Genomic DNA, 19,981 nt, shown 5'->3' with positions numbered 1-19,981 from the left:
CCGCCCGGCTAACGGCTTTCGGAGCGGTCGACGGCGGCGGGGGCCTGGGATGCGGCGCGGCGGCGCGCCGCCCTGCGCTCCACAGCCCACTGCCAGCCGCGGCGGCCCAGGTCCAGCGGCCTGCCCTCGATGAGCAGTTTCCGCGTGTGGACGTCCAGTACCAGCAGGTAGAACGTGAAGGCCAGGGCGGTGAAGAACGCCAGGGACGACGCGTCGATGGGCAGTTCCACGAAGGACCAGACCGAGAGCTGGTCCTGCGCGCCGAACACCACGAAGAACGTCACGCCCACGTACAGCGAGCGGATCTGCCAGTCGTCCCGGATGCCGGTGACGGCCAGGAACGGCAGGAACCACAGGATGTACCAGGGCTGGATGATGGGTGAGAGCATCACCACGGCGGTGAACGCCAGGGCCATCCGGCGCACCGCACGGGAGTAGTCGCCACGGAACATCAGCAGCAGGACCAGGGCGATGGCGGCCCACTTCATGGCTGTCCTTAGCCAGGTGGCCAGCGTTCCACCCGGCAGGCCCAGGGCGTTGGCGAGCAGCTCCACCTGCTGGCCGATGAAACCGGACGGCGAGTAGCCGGTGTAGCCGGGGGTGGGGTCCATGATGGCCCAGGTCCAGCCGATGCCCAGGTTGTAGGGAATGCCGCTGAGGGCCAGCACGCCGAAGCTGATGCCCGCCGTCGCTCCCCACATCAGGAACTTGCGCGGCCAGGAGGCGGACGGTCCTGCCCACATGACACCGATGAACGGCAGCAGCAGCACGGTGATGGGCTTGATGCCCACGGATGCGGTGACCAGGAGGATGCCCAGCAGGTAGCGGCGGGTGGCGGCCAGGTAGACGCCGGCGACAGCGAGCCCCACCATGAGTGCGTCGTTGTGGGCGCTGGCGATGAAGCTGATGAGAAAGAGCGGGTTGGCCACGGAGATCCAGAGGGCCCGTGCACCGTTGATGCCGTGCAGTTCGGCCAGCTTGGGCACGTAGATGACGCAGAGCAGGACGCCGACGCCGGCCAGGAGCCTGAAGAGCAGGACTGACGCGTCGGGCTGGGCACCGGTCAGCCCCACCACGGCGCGCGCGAGCCACAGGAAGTACGGCCCGTAGGGGGTCCTGTTTTCCGCCCAGGCGGGGTCGGCGCCCAGGGCAAACCAGTTGTTGAGCGTGGAGATGCCCACCTCGTAAGGGTTCTGGCCCTCCTGGACCAGGCGGCCTTGGCCGGTGTAGGCGTAGACGTCCCGTGAAAAGACGGGCACGCAGAACAGCAGGGGCAGTGACCAGGCCGAAATGGCGATGACTACGGACCGCAGCGACGAGTGCCCCCAGTCCCCCAACCTCTGGCCAAGCCTTAGCCAGGAGCGCATCAGGAGCATGGCACCGGCCGTCAGCAGCACGGTGGACACCGCCACACCCCACCCCTTCGGTGCGGAGCGCGATCACCACCGGCTGGCGGATCATGGGCGAGCCGTTGGCGATCCAGCCGGTGCCGATGGAGCCGACAAACATCATGAGGGCGCCGATGAAGCCTTCGATGGTGGCGAGATAGGCGCGGCCCCTGGCGGGCGCGGAGGCGTCGACCGGTTTACCCGGCCTGCTCTCCGACGTCTCAAGGTGTGACCCGCCTGCCGTCATGATTGTGTGGTCCCCTACTTTGTTACGGCATTGGTTGCACCGGCTCTATGGGCCGCCCTGCAACCCGGTCATTTTATCAGCCGCGCTTACTGCTGCCCCGGGGGCATGGCCGGGTGGCAAGGCACAGTTTGGCAACAGCGGCCGGTTCCCTAACGTGCACGCAGCAGCGCCAGGAACTCATCGGCCATGCCGAGTTGTTCCTCCAATTTGGCACGGCGCCGCGCTGCCTCTTCGATGAACCCGTTCAACTCAGTTCTGATGTCCGTAACGTCCTCGCCGGGCGCGGCAGCTTCCAATGCGTCAATGACCTTCAAGAGCCCGGCCATGGCTTCGAGCGTGAATCCGAGCGGCTTCATCCTGCGGATCAGGAGCAGGCGCGTGAAATCGCGCTCAGTGTAGAGGCGGAATCCGCCGTCCGTGCGGCCGGACGGTTTGAGCAGGCCCACCTCGTCATAGTGGCGGATGGTGCGCAGGGACATCTGCGAACGGTCCGCCAGTTCGCCGATATGCATTGTGGCCACCACTTCTTCGGCGGTCATTTCTTTCATCATCACGTCACCAATCCGGCTCAACCCTTACGTTAGGGTAGTGTTGCATGCGCAGCCGGCAGTCACCGGCCCTTCTCTCCACCCCAATTGTCTTCCATGGCAGGGCTGGACCCTTGCGCACCGTGGCGCGCACAACGTTGCCCACCCGCTCTTTCCTGAGAGCCAAGTCCCTGGAGCCGCTCCTTGGCCGTCGTCGACCGCCCCCGCCCCGCCCGGCAACCGAATTCCGTCCTGGCCGCGCTCCGCTCTCCGCGGCAGCTGACCCGCGAGGTCCTCGCCGGCATGGTCACCACCCTCGCCCTGGTCCCGGAGGTCATTTCGTTCTCGATCGTGGCCGGGGTGGATCCGATGGTCAGCCTGGTCGCCTCCATCGTGCTTGCCCTGGCGATGTCCATCCTCGGCGGACGGCCCGGCGTTGTGACGGCCGCCGCGGGCTCGGTGGCCCTGGTCATTGCTCCGCTGGTCCACGAGCACGGCGTCCAGTACGTCCTGCCGACGGTGCTGCTTGCCGGCGTCATCCAGGTGGTCTTTGGCCTGGCCGGCCTTGCCCGCCTGATGCGGTTCATCCCGCGCTCGGTGATGATCGGGTTCGTTAACGCCTTGGGTGTGCTGATCTTCATGGCGCAGGTGCCGCACGTCCTCAATGTTCCGTGGCTCGCCTACGTCCTGTTCGCCGTAACGCTGGCCATCATCTTCATCCTCCCGCGCTTCACCAAGGTGGTCCCGTCGCCGCTGGTGGCCATCGTCGTCGTCACTGCGATCGCCATCCTTGCGGGCCTTGCTGTTCCCAACGTCGCCGACGAGGGGCCCCTCACCGGCCAGATGCCGGGAATCACCCCGTTCCTTGTTCCGCTTGATGTTGAGACGTTCCGGCTGGTGCTGCCCACGGCCCTGAGCGTGGCGTTCGTCGGCCTCATGGAAACCCTGCTCACGGCGAAACTGGTCGATGACATCACGGAAACCCCCTCGCACAAGGGCCGCGAATCGTGGGGGCTGGGCGTCTCGAACATCCTCGCCGGTTCTTACGGCGGCATCGCCGGCTGCGCCATGATCGGCCAGACAGTCCTGAACGTGAAGACCGGGCAGGCGCGCACCCGCATCTCTACCGTGGTGGCCGGGGTGTTCCTGCTGGCCCTGGTGACGGGGCTGAGCTCGATCATGGGGCAGATCCCCATGGTGGCCCTTGCCGCGGTCATGATGGTCGTGGCCGTCACCACGGTGGACTGGCACAGCGTCAGGCCGGCCACCCTCAAGAGGATGCCGCTGCCGGAGACGATCGTCATGGCTGTCACGGTGGCCGTCGTGGTGTTCACTGGCAACCTGGCCTACGGCGTACTGGTGGGCGTCATCCTGGCGATGGTGCTGTTTGCGCGCCGGGTGGCCCATGTCATCACCGTTGAGCGGAACCTGGCGGACGACGGCGGGAGCGTGCGTTACGAGGTGGTGGGGCCGCTGTTTTTCGGCAGCAGCAACGACCTGGTGGAGCACTTCGCCTACGGCGAAGATCCCGCCTCGGTGACCATCGATCTTAGCCGCGCCCAGATCTGGGACGCGTCAACGGTGGCCGCCCTGGACTCCATCGAAACCAAGTACGGACACCACGGCGCCACGGTGGCCATTGAAGGCCTCGATGAGCGCAGCACCGGCTTCCACCGGCGGCTCACCGGGCATTTGGGCGCCTGACTTTCGGCGCGCGTCCAGGAGCGGGGCCGCACGTCTGCGGTCCCGCTCCTTCGCGCATGACCTAGGAGAACCGCCCCGGCCGGAACGTCGCCAGCATGGGGTGCTTCCGGCCCGTCAGGATTTCACCGGCAAGAAGTTCGCCGGCGATAAGGCCCAGGGTGGCACCGGAGTGCGTGAAGGCAACGAAGCAGCCCGGCACCTGGCCGACTTCGCCCAGGACGGGTTCGCCGTCACCGGGGATCGGCTTGTAGCCCATCTTCCAGGAGGCCGGCTTGAGTTCCGGGTTGCCGGCAACCAGCCTGGAGGCTTCATCAGCCAGTTCCTGCACTACTTCCTCCGGGACGGTGAAGGAACCGTCCGCGTGCTCGGTGATGTGTTCCTCGTACCAGTCGTGGTCCAGCGCGAACGTGCCGCCGGGGTTGGGCCGGAGCGCGGCGCGCGGGGTGTTCATCACGGCGGTGACGTCGTGCTGCACCTGTTTGGTCACCACCAGCATGGACACCGGCGAACCATTGGGGATGTGCACGCCCAGGGGCTGGACGACGGCGGGCGTCGCTGCCCCGCACGCCACCAGGACGGCGTCGGCCGGGTAGGTCCCGCCGGACGAGGTCTCTACGCCGGTGGTGCGGCCGCCCTCCACCATGACGGAGGTTTTGCCGGCGTTGAGGACGAGTTCGCCGCCACGGGAGTGGAACTCCTCCATCAGGAAGTCGATCAGGTCCGGAAGGCTGACCCAGCCTTCGCCGGGGTTGAAGATGGCGTTGTCCGGCACGGCACTGGAATCGATACCGGGGGTGGCTGTTGCAATCTCTTCCGGAGCCAGCAGTTTGGAGTCGTAACCGATGGACTTCTCGTAAGCGTGCCGCGCCTCGGTCGTTTCAGCCTGCCCGTCCGCGTTCCACATGAGTCCGCCGCCGAACTGGAGCCACTCCCGTCGGGGGTTGGAGGCGAAGAGCGTGCGGTAGCGGTCCACGCCGGCCACCCGCAGCTGGTGGTAGGGGGTTGACCGTTCGCCGGCGGAATTGAGCCAGGACAGGGAACGGCCGCTGGCTTCGCTGGCCAGGCCGCGCTCGGTCAGGAGGATCACGGAGGCGTCTTCGCGGAGCAGGTGCACGGCGGTGGAGACGCCCAGGATGCCGCCGCCGATGATGGCGACGCGCTTGGTAGCTGTAACAGAGGACATTGGTGTCCCTTTCTGTGGAATTCGGGGTGGTGAGGGACGCGAACGGTGCGTCCTGGAGAAGAGTTGGGGGGAACCTCAGGCCAGGGCGTGGATCCCCTCGATGACTTTCAGTACTTCGAGGGGGCCGGCGGGGTCGACGGGCAGCGGCCCCTCCCCGCGCAGGGCTGCGGCCAGTTGCACGTAAAACTTCGGGTAGGCGCCGCGTTCGGCAGGAACGGGGGACGTTGCACCATTGATGCCCAGGAGCCCCCAAGACTCCTGGGGGTCGAGGCCATATGCCGGATCCGACGGCGGCATCCCCGCTGCGAGGGCAGGTTCCTGGCCGTCAAGACCCCACTTGGTGTACCCGGCCTCGGAGCCGAGGAGGTGGAAACGGGCGCCCGCCTGGGCGGCCATCCCGTTCATCCACAGCCGGGAACGGACTCCGGAGGCGTGCAGCAGTGACACGAAGGCTTCAGTGTCGGCAGCGTCCGGATGTGGCCCGCGGTTGACCGTCTCGCCGTAGCTCCGTTCCACCGGGCCGAACAACTGGACGGCCTGGTCGATCAGGTGGGCTCCCAGGTCGTGCAGGATGCCGCCGCCCTCGGAGAGGGACACGGTGTCCCGCCAGTTTCCAAACCCTTCCGGCCGCCACCATTCGAACCGTGATTCGAAGCTGCTGACCTGCCCCAGCGCTCCCGAGGCCAGGATCTTCCGGAGGGTCAGGAAGTCCGCATCCCACCGGCGGTTCTGGAACACCGTGAGCCGCACCCCGGCGTCGTCCGCCCTGCTGATCAGTTCCTCACCCAAGGCGGATGTGGGCACGAAGGGCTTGTCCACCACTACGTGCAGGCCGTGCGCGATGGCCGTCGCGGCCAGTCCGAAGTGGGTGTGCGGCGGGGTGCCCAGGATGACCAGGTCCAGGTCCGCGGACAGGGCGAACAGCTCTTCCGGAGTTCCAATGATCCGTGCCCGTGGGTAGAGGCGTGCCGTCTCGGCCGCGCGCCCGGGCTGGGCCGTCACGATCACGTCGAGCGAGAAATCCGGGTTGGCCGCGATCAGCGGCGCGTGGAAGACCTTTCCGGAGATCCCGAAGCCGACGACGGCGGTCCGGATGGGTGCAGCGGGAACCGTACCCATCAGAGCACCTCGGAGAGGAAGCGCTGGAGGCGTTCGCTGCGGGGGTTGTCGAAGAGTTGGGTGGGAGTGCCTGCTTCGACCACTTCACCTTCGTCCATGAAGACCACCTGGTCGGCGACTTTGCGGGCGAAGCCCATTTCGTGGGTGACCACCAGCATGGTCATGCCGCGGCGGCCCAGGCCCGCCATGAGGTTCAGGACGCCCTTGACCAGCTCAGGGTCCAGGGCGCTGGTTGCTTCGTCGAAGAGCATGACTTCGGGTTCCATGGCCAGGGCGCGGGCAATGGCGACGCGCTGCTGCTGGCCGCCGGAGAGATCGCGGGGGCGGTGGTCGGCGCGTTCGGCGAGGCCTACTTCGGCCAGGCGTTGGCGGGCGCGATCCATGGCCTGGGCCCTGGGCATGCCCTTGACGGCCCAGAGGGCCAGGGCAACGTTTTCTTCCGCGGTGTGGTCCGGGAAGAGGTTGAAGTGCTGGAAGACCATGCCGATGCGGGTGCGCAGGGTGTCCGGGTTGGTGCCCAGGGTGCTGTCGCCGGCGAGCAGCACGTCGCCGCTTTTGGGTTCATGGAGGCGGTTGATGCCCCGCAGCAGGGTGGATTTGCCGGAGCCGGAGGGGCCGATGATGCAGGTGGTGGTTCCGGGGGCGACCGTGAGGCTGACGTTGCGCAGGACGTCGATGTCGCCGTAGGCCATGGTGACGTTGTGCAGTTCCAGGCTGGAGCCGTGGAAGGTCGGGGCCCCGATGCGGCCTGCTGTGGTGGTGTTTTGCGTGGGGGTGTTCATGTGTTGCTCCCGGTGGTGAGCGGCGAGGCCGCGTCGAGTTCCTTGACTTCCTTCAGCCCGCTGGTGGGTGGCGCGGCCCGGCGGCGTCCGGTGCGGAACTTGTTGTCGAAGTGGTTTACCAGGTGCGTCAGCGGGACGGTGATCACCAGGTAGAACAGGCCCGCCGCGACCAGGGGTGAAAGGTTGCCGGACAGCACAGCGGCGTCCTGGCCCACGCGGAAGAGTTCGCGTTCGGTGACCAGCAGGCCCAGGAAGTACACCAGGGAGGAGTCCTTGACGATCGCGATGAACTGGTTCACCAGGGCCGGAAGCACCCGGCGTACGCCCTGGGGCACCACCACCAGGGCCATCGACTTGGCGTAGCTCATCCCCAGGGCGCGGCAGGCCTCGCCCTGGCCCTTGTCCACACTGAGGATGCCGGCGCGGAAGATCTCCCCGATGTAGGCGCTGGCGATCAGGCTCAGCGCGATGATGCCCAGCGGGTAGGGGGACGGCCCGAAGATCGACTGGCTGAGCCGGGCGAAGCCCTGGCCGATCAGCAGGATGGTCAGGATGGCCGGCAGGCCCCGGAAAAGGTCCGTGTAGATCCGGGCCGGAACCCGCAGCCATTTCGAGGGTGAGATGCCCATGACGGCCACCACCATCCCCAGCACCGTGCCAAGGAGGGTGGCGGCGATGGAGATGATCAGCGTGTTCAGCAGGCCGACCGCCAACAGTTGGGGCAGGACCTCGGCCATAGCGCCGAAGTCGAAGAAAGTACGGATGATGGTGTTGAACCAGTCCATGGTTGCTCTCAGACGTAGATTGGGTGGAGGTGCCGGGGCGGGCAGCGGCCAGCGGGGCCCGCCCCGGCCGTGGAGCCGGAGGGCTTGCGCGCGCGGGCTACTTGCTGGGTGCCGGTGAGGTGGAGTCGGCCTGTTCGGCCTTGGGCAGGTACTGCTTGGGCATCGGGGAGCCCGGGAACCATTTCTGGTAGAGCTTCTTCCAGGTGCCGTCTTCCATGGCGGCGGCCAAGCCCTTGTTCAGGGCTTCCTTGAAGGCGGTCTTGCCCTTGGCGACGGCGAACCCGGCCGGAGCGTCGAAGGACGGGATGTCCGCGGCGCTGACCAGGCCGTGCTGGTCCTCGTAGGCCTTCGCTGCCTCGTAATCCAGGAAGTGGGCGTCCACGCTGCCGCTGTTCACGGCCGCGATGGCGGTGTTGTTGTCCGGGAAGCGGACCAGGCTGGCCGAGGTGAAGTTCTTGACGGCGTACGCTTCCTGCAGGGTTCCCTGGACCACGCCCAGGCGCTTGCCGGCCAGGCCCTCAGCGCTTGTGATGCCCGACGTCTTGGTGGTGATCACCGTCAGGTAACCGGCCAGGTAGCCGTCCGAGAAGTCCACGGTTTCCTTCCGCTTGTCCGTGATGCCGATCGCGGCCACACCGGCGTCGAACTGCCCGTTGGCCACTGCGGCCAGGAGGCCGGAGAAGTCCTGTCCGGTGAAGACCACGTTGTCCACACCGGCCCGGTGGGCCACATCCTTGAACAGTTCGACGTCGAAGCCGGTGAAATTACCGGACGCGTCGGCGAAGGTGTACGGCTTGGAGTCGCCCAGGCTGGCCACGCGGATGGTGCCCGGCTGGATCAGGCCGTAGGGGTTGTTCTCAGTGGTGGAAGCGGCGGAGGTGGAGCTGCAGCCGGAGAGCGCCAGGACCGCAGCCAGTGCTGCGGCGGCGATTCCAGCCGGGCGGAGGTTCTTTTTCTTCACAGCGTTGTCCAATCGTTGGGAGGGAGGCGGTGCTGTCAGGGCCGCCGAAGAAAGTCGCCGATGCTCTTGTTGAGTCCGGTCTCACACCGTAGGGTTGAGACCGGACTCACATCGATGGATAGAAATGTAGCGGAAGTCACAGGGGGCGTCAACAGCCTCTTCGAAAGGTGAAGATGAGCGCTGAAGGAGCACGGCGGCGGGACGTCACCGTTGCAGACGTCGCAAAGGCAGCCCAGGTCTCCAAGGCCCAGGCAGCCCGCGCGTTGGGCAATTACGGCGCCGTCAGCGACGACGTCCGTGAGCGCGTCCAGGCCGCGGCGGAGGCCCTTTCCTACCGGCCCAATGAGCTTGCGCGCAGCATGAACACGGGCAAATCGCACACCATCGGCGTGGTGGTGGGTGACATCGAAAACCCCCACTTCGGACTGGCAACCCGGGGCATCACGGACACGGCAAAGAAGGCCGGCTACAACGTCATCCTGGTCAATACTGACGAGGACCGCGAGGCGGAAGTGGACGCCGTGCGGGTGCTGCTGGACAAGCGCGTGGACGGGCTGATCGTCGCTCCTGCGTCCTCGGTGGACACCGGACACCTCCAGGAGGTGCACCGGTCAGGCCGGCCCATGGTCTTCATCGACCGCACTGCCGGGGACATGCCGGTTGAGACCATGGCCGTGGACATGGCACGGATTTCGCGCGAGGCTACGCGGTACCTGCTGGATGCGGGCCACCGCCGGATCGCCTTCATTTCCACGTTGAGGACTAATGCCCCGTACACCCCGGAGGTGACACTGGAGTCCTCACAGATTGCCGACCGTATCGAAGGCATGCGGGAGGCCTTCATGGAGTCCGGGGTGGCTTTTCCGGAGGACCTGGTCCGGCTGAACGCGGGCGATGAAGACTCCATCCGCAGCATTACCCGGGAAGTGCTCAGGGGGCTGGACCGAGCCACGGCCGTGGTGGCGTCCGACGGCCTCATCGCCCTCAGCGTTGTGGAAGCGATCCAGGAACTGGGTCTGTCCATTCCAGCGGATGTTTCATTCCTGATGTACGACGACTTTGCGTGGACCAGGCTGACCACCCCGCCCCTCACGGTCATCGCCCAGCCCGTCTACAACATGGGAGTGGCGGCAGCGAAGGCGCTGATCCGGCAAATGGAGGGGCTCCCGCCCGCCGCTCCCGCACAGTTCACGGCAACCCTGGTGCGGCGTGGGTCAGTGGGGCCGCGCCCGGCCACCACCGGGAAACCTGGCCGAGAACAGCTGGCGGGAAAGCCCGCCTGACGCCCCGGGCGCCCCGCCCCTGCACTCAGGTGGCGGGAGCGGCCGTGGATTCGCGGACAATCACATGCGTGGCAAGTTCCACGCGGTGGGAATCCAGGACCTCGCCGCGCGCCTGGCGCAGGAGTGACCTGAGGGCAGCCCGCCCCATCTCCTCGAGGGGCTGCGCCACCGACGTGAGCGCCGGCACGGATTCCTCGCCCTGGATTGTGCCGTCGAAACCGACGAGGCTGATGTCCCCGGGAACCTTCAAGCCGCAATGCGCCGCCTCGCTGAGCACGCCCAAGGCGATGCTGTCGCTTCCGGCAAAGATGGCCGTGGGGCGCTTCTCGAGGCCAAGCAGCGCCTTCATCCCGGACACCCCGCTGTCCCGGCGGAACCTGCCGCCGGAAATGATGTACTGCGGATCCACGGAGAGGCCATGGGCTGCGAGGGCAGCCATGTAGCCGTGGAGCCGCGCCTGGTTGCACTCGGCCCGCTCAATACCGCCGATGTAGGCAATGCGCCGGTGGCCCAGTTCCAGCAGGTGTTCGGTGGCGGCCTTGCCGCCGGCCCAGTTGGTGGCGCCGACGCTGACCACGTCCGCGGGAGGCGGGTTGAGCGGATCGATCACCACCACAGGGATCCGGCGACGCCGGAAAGCATGCATCTGCGCCTCGCTGAATGCCGAGGTCACCACGATCATTCCGGCCCTGCCTTCGTCGACCATCCGCTGCGCGCGGCGCTCCGCGGTCTGCACCGTAGGGGTCGACGGCCCGGTGACGCTTACCAGGACCTCGACATCCTCGGCAGCGGCGAACTGCAGGATCCCGTCCAGGACCTCGGTGGTGTAAGCCGAGGTCAGGACGTCCACCACCACCTCGATCACGGCGCTGGTCCTCGTCACGGAACGGCGCTGCACGGGTGATTGATACCCCGCCTGCTCCAAGGCGGCCAGGATACGGGCCCGGGTCTCCGGCGCAACATCTTCGCGGCCGTTGACCACCTTGGACACTGTGGGGGTGGAAACCCCCGCCTGCAAGGCAACAGCTGCCAGGGTTGTCTTTGCCGGCCGTGCAGTCTTCGCCACTGGCTCATCCACTCTTTCGAAACATTTCGCTTACGGCCATCTTGCCCGCGTTTCATCAGGGCGTCAACTGACTACCGACAAGGAACGGTCGAGACCATCACGGCCAACCCTTGACTGTGACCCGGCTCACGGCTAGATTGGCACCACCGCTCGCAAAGTTTCGAAAACTTTCGAAAGCCGCGCGGTACGACCACTGACCGAATTGACGCGGGCCATCCGCCTCGGAGCCGAGGCAAACGCCTGCTTCACACGTTACCGGGACCCAGCGTTGAGCCCGGAGGATGAACGGAAGCGAAATGAAGATTCGAAAGTTGCGCTCGGCAGCGTTGGCAATTTCCGCAGCAGGACTGGCAGTCAGCCTCGCTGCCTGCGGTTCGTCAGGTCCTGCCGGCTCAAACGTCAGCAGCGATTCGGCCACCATGTGGGGACTCACCGGCGGCAACCAGCCGGTGCTCCAGAAGTCGGTGGATGACTGGAACCAGGCCAACCCGGACAAGTCCATCAAGCTGGATTTCTTCGCCAACGACGCCTACAAGACCAAAGTCCGCACCGCCGTCGGCGCCGGCGAAGGCCCCACCTTCATCTATGGCTGGGGCGGCGGAGTCCTGAAGTCGTACGTCGACGCCAGCCAGGTTGACGACCTGTCCACCTTCATCAAGGACAACCCGCAGGTCAAGGACCGCTACCTTCCCTCAGTGCTGAAGAACGGTGAAGTGAACGGCAAGACCTACGCACTGCCGAACAACAACGTCCAGCCGGTTGTCCTCTACTTCAACAAAGACGTCTTCGACAAGGTGGGAGCCCAGCCCCCGAAGACCTGGGATGAGCTGATGGCCCTGGTGCCGAAGTTCAAGGCGGCCGGTGTTGCCCCGTTCTCGCTGGGCGGCCAGTCCAAGTGGCCGGACCTGATGTGGCTTGAGTACCTGGTGGAGCGCATTGGCGGCCCCGAAGTCTTCGCCAACATCGCAGCCAACAAGCCCGGAGCCTGGTCCGACCCCGCCGTCAAAGAGGCGCTGACCAAGATCCAGGACCTGGCCGACGCCGGCGGGTTCATCAACGGCTTCTCATCCGTTGCGGCGGACAGCAACGCAGACCAGGCCCTGATGTACACCGGCAAGGCCGCCATGATCCTGCAGGGCGGCTGGATCTACCAGGGCATGAAGAAGGACGCCGCCGACTTCGTCAAGAGTGGAAAGCTGGGGTACACCACCTTCCCCACCGTTTCGGGCGGCAAGGGTGACCCGACGAACGTCGTGGGCAACCCCTCCAACTTCTGGTCCATCTCCGCCAAGGCGACCGATGCCCAGAAGAAGGCGGCCCTGGACTACGTCAAGGACGGCATGTTCACCGATGCCAACACAGATGCCTTGATAAGCTCCGGCGCCGTCCCGGTAGTCAAGGGAATCGAAGACAAACTGGCCGCCTCACCCGACAAGGACTTCCTGACCTTCGTCTACGGCCTGGCCAAGAACGCCCCCAGCTTCACCCTCTCCTGGGACCAGGCCCTCAGCCCCGCGCAGGGTGACGCCATGCTGTCCAACCTGGACCAGATCTTCCTCAAGAAGATCAGCCCTGACCAGTTCATCAGCACCATGAACGCCACGATCGGAAAGTAAGGGACCATGACGGCTCTTGGTTCCGCCAACCGGGGGGTCCGCGACGCGGGCCCCTCGGGGTGGCTCGCAGTCCCGGCCCTGGTCTTCTTCCTGGCGTTCGCTGTCGTCCCGCTGATCGGCGTCGTCTTCCTCAGCTTCACCAGCTGGAACGGTTTGGGCGAGATCAAGCTGGACGGCCTGTCCAGCTGGACCACGGTCCTCACGGATCCGGTCACCGGCAACGCCCTGGTGGTCACCGCGAAGATCATGTTCTTCTCGTTCATCGTCCAGGCGCCCATCAGCCTGCTGCTGGGCGTGTTCACGGCCGGCGGCCAGAAGTACCGCGCCGCCCTCGCCGTGCTCTATTTCCTGCCGTTGCTGCTTTCGTCCGCCGCCGTTGCCATCGCCTTCAAGGCCCTGCTCGATCCCAACTTCGGCCTGGGCCCCGGATTCAACCTGCCCATCCTTGCCCAGGACTGGCTTGGCAACTCGGATTTGGTCCTGTTCGTGGTGGTCTTCGTGATTGCGTGGCAGTTCGTTCCCTTCCACACGCTGATTTACCAGGGCGGCGTCCGCCAGATCCCCACGTCGCTGTACGAGGCCGCCGAAATCGACGGCGCGGGACGCTTCCGCCAGTTCTGGAACATCACCCTGCCCCAGCTTAAGTACACGATCATCACGTCCTCCACCCTGATGGTGGTGGGCAGCCTCGCCTACTTCGACCTCATCTTCGTGCTCACCGGGGGCGGTCCCGGCTACAGCACGCGGCTGCTACCGCTGCACATGTATCTGACGGGTTTCAAGGCCAACGACATGGGCGCCGCGAGCGCCCTGGGAGTCATTCTCGTCGTCATCGGACTGGGCCTGGCGCTCATCCTCCAGCGGTTGGGCGGCAAAAACCGCAACGCAAGCCAATTGGAAGGTGCCTGATGGCCTCCACAACACAACTTCCCGTCCCACCGGCCCCGGCGGGCAGCATCACCGCAGCACCGGTTACCCGCACCAAGGGACCCGGGCGGCTCCGGCCAAACCTCCTTGGCGGCCTGGGCGGCTGGCTTTGGCTGGCCATCATCATCGTCCCCATCTATTACGTGGTGATCACCAGCTTCAAGAACCAGGCTGGCTTCTTCACCTCCAACCCCATGCTCCCGGCAACGGACCCCACCCTGGACAACTACAAGCTGGTCCTGGAGAACAACTTCGTCAGGTACTTCACCAACAGCCTGATCGTCACCCTGGGCACGGTCCTGCCTGCCCTGCTGGTGTCCTTCATGGCCGCGTATGCAATAGTCCGCGGCAAGGGCCGGTTCCTGAGCCTGACGAACAACCTGTTCCTCCTTGGCCTTGCCATCCCCCTGCACGCCACCATCATCCCCATCTACTGGATGATCACCCGGGCGCACATGTATGACACCTTGCTGGCACTGATCCTTCCGTCCGTGGCATTTGCCATCCCGGTCAGCGTCCTCATCCTGTCCAACTTCATGCGCGATGTCCCCAATGAGCTTTTCGAATCGATGCGCCTGGACGGCTGTTCCGACTGGGCCATGATGTGGCGCCTCGCCCTCCCCATGACCAAGCCGGCGGTCATCACCGTCGGTATCTACAACGCCCTGCACGTCTGGAACGGTTTCCTCTTCCCGCTGATCCTGACGCAGAGCCCGGCAACCAGGGTCCTGCCGCTGTCCCTGTGGACCTTCCAGGGTGAGTTCAGCGTGAACATCCCCGCCATTCTCGCCTCCGTCGTCCTGGCGACCCTCCCCCTGCTGGTGGTGTACGTCGTCGCCCGCCGTCAACTGTTGAGCGGCCTGACGGCCGGCTTCAGCAAGTAGAAAGGACTCCTCCATGACCACCGCACAACCCTTGCGGGTCGGCATGGTGGGCTATGCCTTCATGGGTGCAGCCCACTCCCACGCCTGGCGCACCGCGCCGCGGTTTTTCGACCTGCCCCTGCAGCCACGGCTGGCCGCGGTGGCGGGCAGGAATGCCGACGGCGTCCGCGCCGCAGCGGACAAGCTCGGCTGGGAATCGGTTGAGACGGACTGGCGCCGCCTGATCGAGCGCGACGACATCGACCTCATCGATATCTGCACTCCCGGCAACACCCACGCCGGAATTGCCATCGCCGCCCTTGAAGCCGGAAAGCACGTGCTGTGCGAGAAGCCGTTGGCCAACTCCGTGGAGGAAGCCGAAAGGATGACGCTTGCCGCGGAGACCGCCGCCAAGAACGGCGTCCTCTCCATGTGCGGCTTCAGCTACCGCCGCACGCCGGCCCTGGCGTTGGCCAAGCGGTTCGTGGACCAGGGCCGGCTCGGCGAGATCCGCCATGTCAGGGCCCAGTACCTGCAGGACTGGCTCACCGACGCCAACGCCCCCATGACGTGGCGGCTGGACAAGGCGAAGTCAGGCTCCGGCTCCCTGGGTGACATCGGAGCACACAGCATCGACGCCGCGCAGTGGGTAACGGGCCTGAACATCAGCGGGGTCTCGGCCCTGCTGGAGACCTTCGTGCAGGAACGCCCGCTGGCCGGCGACCTGGTGGGACTCGGCGGGCACGGCGACCTCAGCAGCGACGCCCCGCGTGGGAAGGTCACCGTGGATGATGCGGCGATCTTCAGCGCAAGGTTCGACGGCGGCACCTCAGCAGGTGCCGTGGGCGTCTTTGAAGCCACGCGCTACGCCCTGGGCAGGAAAAACGCCATGCGGCTGGAGGTCAACGGCACCAAGGGTTCCCTTGCCTTCGACTTCGAGGACATGAACGCCCTCTCCTTCTACGACGCCGCCGAATCCCCCGACGCCGGCTTCCGGAAGATCTTCGTCACCGAGCCCGAGCACCCCTACGCCGGAAACTGGTGGCCCACCGGCCATGGCCTGGGGTATGAACACGGTTTCACCCACCAGGTGGTGGACCTGGTCACGGCCATCGGCGAAGGCCGCCAGCCCGAGCCGTCCTTCGCGGACGCCCTGCAGGTGCAGCGGGTCCTGGCGGCCGTGGAGTCGAGCGCCGCAAATTCCAGCCAGTGGCAAAAGGTCTAGGCAGCGGTTCGGCCCATGGAACAACCAGCTTCAAACGATTCAAGGAAACACACATGACACGACCAATCACGCTGTTCACCGGCCAGTGGGCCGACCTGCCCTTCGAGGAAGTGGCGCGGCTCGCGGGCGAGTGGGGCTTTGACGGGCTGGAGATCGCCTGCTGGGGCGACCACCTGGATCCGCGCCGGGCGGCCGAAGACGACAACTACCTCCAGGGCCGGCTGGACATCCTCGAGAAGAACAACCTGCAGGTATTCGCCATCGCCAACCACCTGACCGGCCAGGCCGTGTGTGACGATCCCATCGACGAGCGCCACCAGGGCATCCTGTCCGCCGAAGTCTGGGGTGACGGCCAGCCCGAAGGAGTCCGCCGCCGGGCAGCGGAAGCCATGAAGGACACCGCCCGCGCTGCTGCCCGCCTCGGCGCCAAGACCGTCACCGGGTTCACCGGCTCCTCCATCTGGAAGGCGGTGGCCATGTTCCCGCCCGCCTCCCAGGACATGATCGACGCCGGATACCAGGACTTCGCGGACCGCTGGAACCCCATCCTCGATGTGTTCGACGAGGAGGGCGTCCGGTTCGCCCTGGAAGTCCACCCCTCAGAAATTGCCTACGACTACTGGACCGCCAAGCGAACCCTCGAGGCGATCGGCCACCGGGAGAACTTCGGCCTGAACTTCGATCCATCGCACTTCATCTGGCAGGACCTTGACCCCGTGATGTTCCTGCAGGACTTCGCGGACAGGATTTTCCATGTCCACGTCAAGGAGTCCGTCCGCCAACTCGATGGCCGCAACGGACGCCTGGGCTCGCACCTTGCCTGGGCTGACCCCCGGCGCGGCTGGGACTTCGTCACCGCGGGGCACGGGGACGTCCCGTGGAACAGGATCTTCCGGACCCTGAACGCCATCGGCTACGAAGGCCCCACGAGCATCGAATGGGAGGACGCCGGCATGGACCGGCTCATCGGCGCCCCCCAGGCGCTGGCCATGGTCCAGGACCTGGCCCGGATTGCCCCGCCGGCAGCGGCCTTCGACGCCGCCTTCGCCAGCCACTGACCCACGCCCTGCCGGCAAAAGCCGGCAGCCAGACAAAGGAAACTTCAATGACAGAACGCAAGAATGCGCTGGTCGTCCGCGGCGGCTGGGACGGCCACCAGCCGTACGAGGCCACGGAGCTCTTCATTCCCTACCTCAAGGACCACGGCTACGACGTCCGCGTGGAGGAATCCCCCAAGGTCTACGCCGACGCCGAATACATGGCAGGAGTGGACCTGATCATGCAGTGCATGACCATGAGCACCATCGAAAAAGACGAGTTCGCCGGGCTGCGGGCGGCCGTGGAGAACGGCACAGGCCTGGCCGGCTGGCACGGCGGGATCGCCGATTCCTACCGGAACACCTCCGACTACCTGCACCTGATCGGCGGCCAGTTCGCCTGCCACCCCGGCAAGCACCCGGACGAGTGCACCGGCGAGCAGTCGGACAACTACGTGCCCTATACCGTCAACATGCTGCCGGCCGCCGCGGACCACCCCATCACCAGGGGCATCAAGGACTTTGACCTGGTCACCGAACAGTACTGGGTCCTCTCTGACGACTATGTGGACGTCCTGGCCACCACCACCCAGAAAGTCCGCGAGTGGGACCCCTGGAACCGCGAAGTGACATCCCCCGCCATCTGGACCCGCCAATGGGGCAAGGGCCGGATTTTCGTATCCACTCCAGGGCACCGCGTGGAAATCCTCCAGGACCAGAACGTTCGCACCATCATCGAAAGGGGCCTGCTGTGGGCAAGCCGTTGAACGTCGGAATCGTTGGCTGCGGAGCCATCATCGCGCAGTACCTCGCCAACTTCCGCCGGCTGGACCAGGTCCAGCTGGTGGCCGTTGCGGACCTGGACCCGGCACGTGCCCAGGCAGTTGCGGATGATTACGACGGCGTCCGCGCCCTGTCCGTGGAGGACCTGCTCACCGCACCGGACGTGGACCTGGTCCTGAACCTCACCATCCCGGCCGCCCACGCGGACGTTGCCCTGAAGGCAATTGCCGCCGGGAAGAGCGTCTATGGTGAAAAGCCCCTCGCTGCCACCACGGAAGAAGCCCGCCGGGTGCTGGACGCGGCGCGGGAGGCGGGCGTCGTCGTCGGCTGTGCGCCTGACACCGTGCTGGGCACGGGGATCCAGACCGCCCGCAAGGCCATCGATGACGGCCTGATCGGTGCCCCCATCTCGGCGTCTGCCACCATGGCCACCCCGGGCCATGAACGCTGGCATCCCAACCCGGACTTCTACTACCAGCCCGGCGGCGGCCCCCTCCTGGACATGGGTCCGTACTACGTCACGGCACTCGTAACGCTGCTGGGCCCGGTGGTGTCGGTGATGGGCGCCGCCAGCCACACCCGGAACGAGCGAACCATCGGATCCGGACCCCGGCAGGGCGAAAAAGTCCCCGTGACCATCGACTCCCACGTCACCGGCGTCCTGGTCCACGCCTCCGGGGCGCTGTCCACGCTCTTCATGAGTTTTGACGCCGTGAAGTCCAAATCGCCCAATATCGAGATCCACGGTGAGCGCGGCTCCCTGGTGGTACCGGACCCCAACCACTTCGACGGGGACGTCCAGCTGTTTTCGCTCGGCGCCGAGGACTGGGAAACCCTTCCGGTGTCCGCCGGCTATGTTGATTCCGGCCGCGGGTTCGGCATCGCGGATCTCGCCGCCACGCCGGAGGGCAGGGAACCCCGTGCCGGCGGCGCCCTGGCCTACCACGCCCTGGAGGTCATGGAATCCGTGCTGGAGTCCGCGCACAAGGGCACGTCGGTGGCCATCCAGAGCACCGTCGACCGCCCTGACCGCGTGGAGCTTACGGTCCTGGCTGAGCGGGCGGAAGCACTCCAGCCCAAGTAGGCGGGTGTCCGGAACCGTGCCGCAGACGCAGCCCGCCTAGAGCAGCTCGTCGCTGCGGGCGGCGCGGTTCCGGCCCAGGGACTTGGCCCTGTATAACGCGGCATCCGCGGAGGCCACGAGGTCATCAACGTCGGAGGTCCCGCCGTCGTACGTGGAAATACCGTAACTGGCGGTGGGCATCTCCATCCCGTTCAGTGTCTTGGCGCCGGCCAGCCGCCTGCTGATCTCTTCCGCAATGGTTTCCGCGCGTTCGGCGCTTGCCCCTGGAACCAGGATGACGAACTCTTCCCCGCCATACCTGCCGATCAGGTCGGTGGAGCGGACCGTGGCAACGCAGGCGCCGGCGAAGGCCTGCAGCGCCAGGTCCCCGGCGGCATGGCCATGGGTATCGTTGACTGCCTTGAAGTGGTCGAGGTCGGCAAGGATCAGGGCCCCGGAGCCGCCCGTGATGCTCCGGTCGGCCAACTGCTCCGCCGCAAGGTCCATGAAGGCCTTCCGGTTCAACAGCCCGGTGAGGTCGTCCCGGGAAGCCACCACCCGCAGCGCGCGCGTCTGCTGCTCGCTGCTCAACGCCGCCATACTGAACGACACCACCACCAGCAGCACCATGGTGACCATGGTGGTGACTGCTGATCCGAAGACAGTGATGAAAACGGGACCGTTCGGGCCTTCCACCAGGAACGCCAGCCAGCGGAAGAAGTAGAAAACGGACAAGCCGCCTGCGGCCACGGCCATGGGGATGCGCACCCGCGAGTAGCCGGGTTCAAGCCGCCACAGCTCCCGCGAAGCCATTCCGATGGTCAGGCTCATCGCGGCGAGGAACACCGGGCCGCCGGACCAGGTGTTGGTGGCGGGATGGTCCAGCAGGGAGGCAACCAAGGTTACCAGGGGGATACCGGTGAAGGCCCATTTGGGCGGCCGCACCGTCCGCAGCGAACGGGCTCCGGCCCACACCGCGACCCCGCCGTGGACCAGCAGGGTGTTTCCCACCGGGTTGGCCCACACCTGGTGGGACGTGCCGTCCAGGAGGAAGCAACCCGATCCGGACAGGAAGAACAGCAGGGCTGCGCACCACCAGGCGCTGTACGGCGAGCGCGTCACCCGGTAAGCGGAGAAGTAGAACAGGACCACCAGCACCAGGGCCATCAGGCCGAAAGCGATGCGCAGGGTTGCCGTATCCAGAACCATGTGCCAGAAGTCCCCCCAAACGCGGCGAATGCTGCTCACGACAGTATTGCATTCCACCCTGACATCGCAGAAGCTCCTGCACATCCCTGACGGCTGCCGGGAACTTCCCCGGTTGCACCGGAGTTGGACTGGACATGGACGACCCTCCTTCACACATGCCCTGGCCCCTCTGCCACCTGACCGGAACACCGGCCACACCAGGAGAGGGGCGCC

17 protein-coding genes and 1 pseudogene are annotated in these 19,981 nt (G+C 66.1%); 9 read left to right on the top strand and 9 right to left on the bottom strand.

Going from position 1 to position 19,981, the window contains the following annotated elements:
* Nucleotides 1–8: 8 nt before the first annotated feature.
* Together mptB and ACZ9J7_RS07535 are read right to left on the bottom strand one after the other, a co-directional pair.
* Nucleotides 9–1,635 (bottom strand): annotated as a pseudogene (gene mptB / locus ACZ9J7_RS07540) (polyprenol phosphomannose-dependent alpha 1,6 mannosyltransferase MptB).
* 149 nt (nt 1,636–1,784) lie between these two features.
* Nucleotides 1,785–2,186 (bottom strand): MerR family transcriptional regulator, encoded by a 402-nt coding sequence (locus ACZ9J7_RS07535; protein WP_476211815.1) that lies wholly within the window; start codon nt 2,184–2,186, stop codon nt 1,785–1,787.
* Nucleotides 2,187–2,366: 180 nt separating this feature from the next.
* On the opposite strand from ACZ9J7_RS07535, the gene ACZ9J7_RS07530 reads away from it, so the two are divergent.
* Entirely contained in the window at nt 2,367–3,866 is a 1,500-nt protein-coding gene (locus ACZ9J7_RS07530; protein WP_476208302.1) for a SulP family inorganic anion transporter, read from the top strand.
* A gap of 61 nt (nt 3,867–3,927) precedes the next feature.
* On the opposite strand, the gene ACZ9J7_RS07525 is transcribed toward ACZ9J7_RS07530, so the two are convergent.
* The 5 genes from ACZ9J7_RS07525 to ACZ9J7_RS07505 form a co-directional block, all read right to left on the bottom strand.
* Nucleotides 3,928–5,049 carry an NAD(P)/FAD-dependent oxidoreductase gene (locus ACZ9J7_RS07525; protein ID WP_476208300.1) on the bottom strand — a complete coding sequence of 374 codons (1,122 nt, stop codon included), beginning with the start codon at nt 5,047–5,049 and terminating at the stop codon, nt 3,928–3,930.
* A 75-nt stretch (nt 5,050–5,124) separates the two neighbouring features.
* The gene (locus ACZ9J7_RS07520) at nt 5,125–6,168 is read right to left on the bottom strand and encodes a Gfo/Idh/MocA family protein (RefSeq protein WP_476208298.1); all 1,044 of its coding nucleotides are present in this window, start codon (nt 6,166–6,168) and stop codon (nt 5,125–5,127) included.
* Entirely contained in the window at nt 6,168–6,950 is a 783-nt protein-coding gene (locus tag ACZ9J7_RS07515) for an amino acid ABC transporter ATP-binding protein (protein ID WP_275181364.1), read from the bottom strand. Before ACZ9J7_RS07515 ends, ACZ9J7_RS07520 begins: the two co-directional genes overlap by 1 nt.
* Entirely contained in the window at nt 6,947–7,735 is a 789-nt protein-coding gene (locus tag ACZ9J7_RS07510) for an amino acid ABC transporter permease (protein ID WP_476208296.1), read from the bottom strand. Before ACZ9J7_RS07510 ends, ACZ9J7_RS07515 begins: the two co-directional genes overlap by 4 nt.
* 97 nt (nt 7,736–7,832) lie before the next feature.
* A complete protein-coding gene (locus ACZ9J7_RS07505; RefSeq protein ID WP_476208294.1) occupies nt 7,833–8,696 on the bottom strand; it encodes an ABC transporter substrate-binding protein in 864 nt (287 codons plus the stop codon).
* Between the two features lie 173 nt (nt 8,697–8,869).
* Here ACZ9J7_RS07505 and ACZ9J7_RS07500 point away from each other — a divergent pair, with 173 nt between their 5' ends.
* Entirely contained in the window at nt 8,870–9,979 is a 1,110-nt protein-coding gene (locus ACZ9J7_RS07500) for a LacI family DNA-binding transcriptional regulator (protein ID WP_476208292.1), read from the top strand.
* Between the two features lie 25 nt (nt 9,980–10,004).
* On the opposite strand, the gene ACZ9J7_RS07495 is transcribed toward ACZ9J7_RS07500, so the two are convergent.
* On the bottom strand, nt 10,005–11,045 hold the full coding sequence (locus ACZ9J7_RS07495; RefSeq protein ID WP_476208290.1) for a LacI family DNA-binding transcriptional regulator: 1,041 nt from the start codon (nt 11,043–11,045) through the stop codon (nt 10,005–10,007).
* Between the two features lie 296 nt (nt 11,046–11,341).
* Between ACZ9J7_RS07495 and ACZ9J7_RS07490 the strand changes: the two genes are divergently transcribed.
* From ACZ9J7_RS07490 to ACZ9J7_RS07460, 7 genes are read left to right on the top strand one after another with little or no spacing between them, the layout of a single operon-like run.
* Nucleotides 11,342–12,661 carry an extracellular solute-binding protein gene (locus tag ACZ9J7_RS07490; protein WP_476208289.1) on the top strand — a complete coding sequence of 440 codons (1,320 nt, stop codon included), beginning with the start codon at nt 11,342–11,344 and terminating at the stop codon, nt 12,659–12,661.
* Nucleotides 12,662–12,667: 6 nt separating this feature from the next.
* The gene (locus ACZ9J7_RS07485; RefSeq protein ID WP_476208288.1) at nt 12,668–13,570 is read left to right on the top strand and encodes a carbohydrate ABC transporter permease; all 903 of its coding nucleotides are present in this window, start codon (nt 12,668–12,670) and stop codon (nt 13,568–13,570) included.
* On the top strand, nt 13,570–14,472 hold the full coding sequence (locus tag ACZ9J7_RS07480; protein ID WP_476208287.1) for a carbohydrate ABC transporter permease: 903 nt from the start codon (nt 13,570–13,572) through the stop codon (nt 14,470–14,472). Before ACZ9J7_RS07485 ends, ACZ9J7_RS07480 begins: the two co-directional genes overlap by 1 nt.
* 13 nt (nt 14,473–14,485) lie before the next feature.
* Complete coding sequence (locus ACZ9J7_RS07475; protein ID WP_476208286.1) at nt 14,486–15,676, top strand: Gfo/Idh/MocA family protein; 1,191 nt, start codon at nt 14,486–14,488, stop codon at nt 15,674–15,676.
* A gap of 53 nt (nt 15,677–15,729) precedes the next feature.
* Nucleotides 15,730–16,734 carry a sugar phosphate isomerase/epimerase family protein gene (locus tag ACZ9J7_RS07470; RefSeq protein ID WP_476208285.1) on the top strand — a complete coding sequence of 335 codons (1,005 nt, stop codon included), beginning with the start codon at nt 15,730–15,732 and terminating at the stop codon, nt 16,732–16,734.
* A gap of 47 nt (nt 16,735–16,781) precedes the next feature.
* Complete coding sequence (locus ACZ9J7_RS07465; RefSeq protein WP_476208284.1) at nt 16,782–17,480, top strand: ThuA domain-containing protein; 699 nt, start codon at nt 16,782–16,784, stop codon at nt 17,478–17,480.
* Entirely contained in the window at nt 17,465–18,580 is a 1,116-nt protein-coding gene (locus ACZ9J7_RS07460; protein WP_476208283.1) for a Gfo/Idh/MocA family protein, read from the top strand. Before ACZ9J7_RS07465 ends, ACZ9J7_RS07460 begins: the two co-directional genes overlap by 16 nt.
* 36 nt (nt 18,581–18,616) lie before the next feature.
* Here the strand turns inward: ACZ9J7_RS07460 and ACZ9J7_RS07455 are convergent, their stop codons facing one another.
* The gene (locus ACZ9J7_RS07455) at nt 18,617–19,768 is read right to left on the bottom strand and encodes a GGDEF domain-containing protein (RefSeq protein ID WP_476211814.1); all 1,152 of its coding nucleotides are present in this window, start codon (nt 19,766–19,768) and stop codon (nt 18,617–18,619) included.
* Nucleotides 19,769–19,981: the final 213 nt, after the last annotated feature.

The organism is Pseudarthrobacter sp. TE9888, from assembly GCF_056279345.1.
This window is presented reverse-complemented; position numbering and strand designations above follow the sequence as displayed.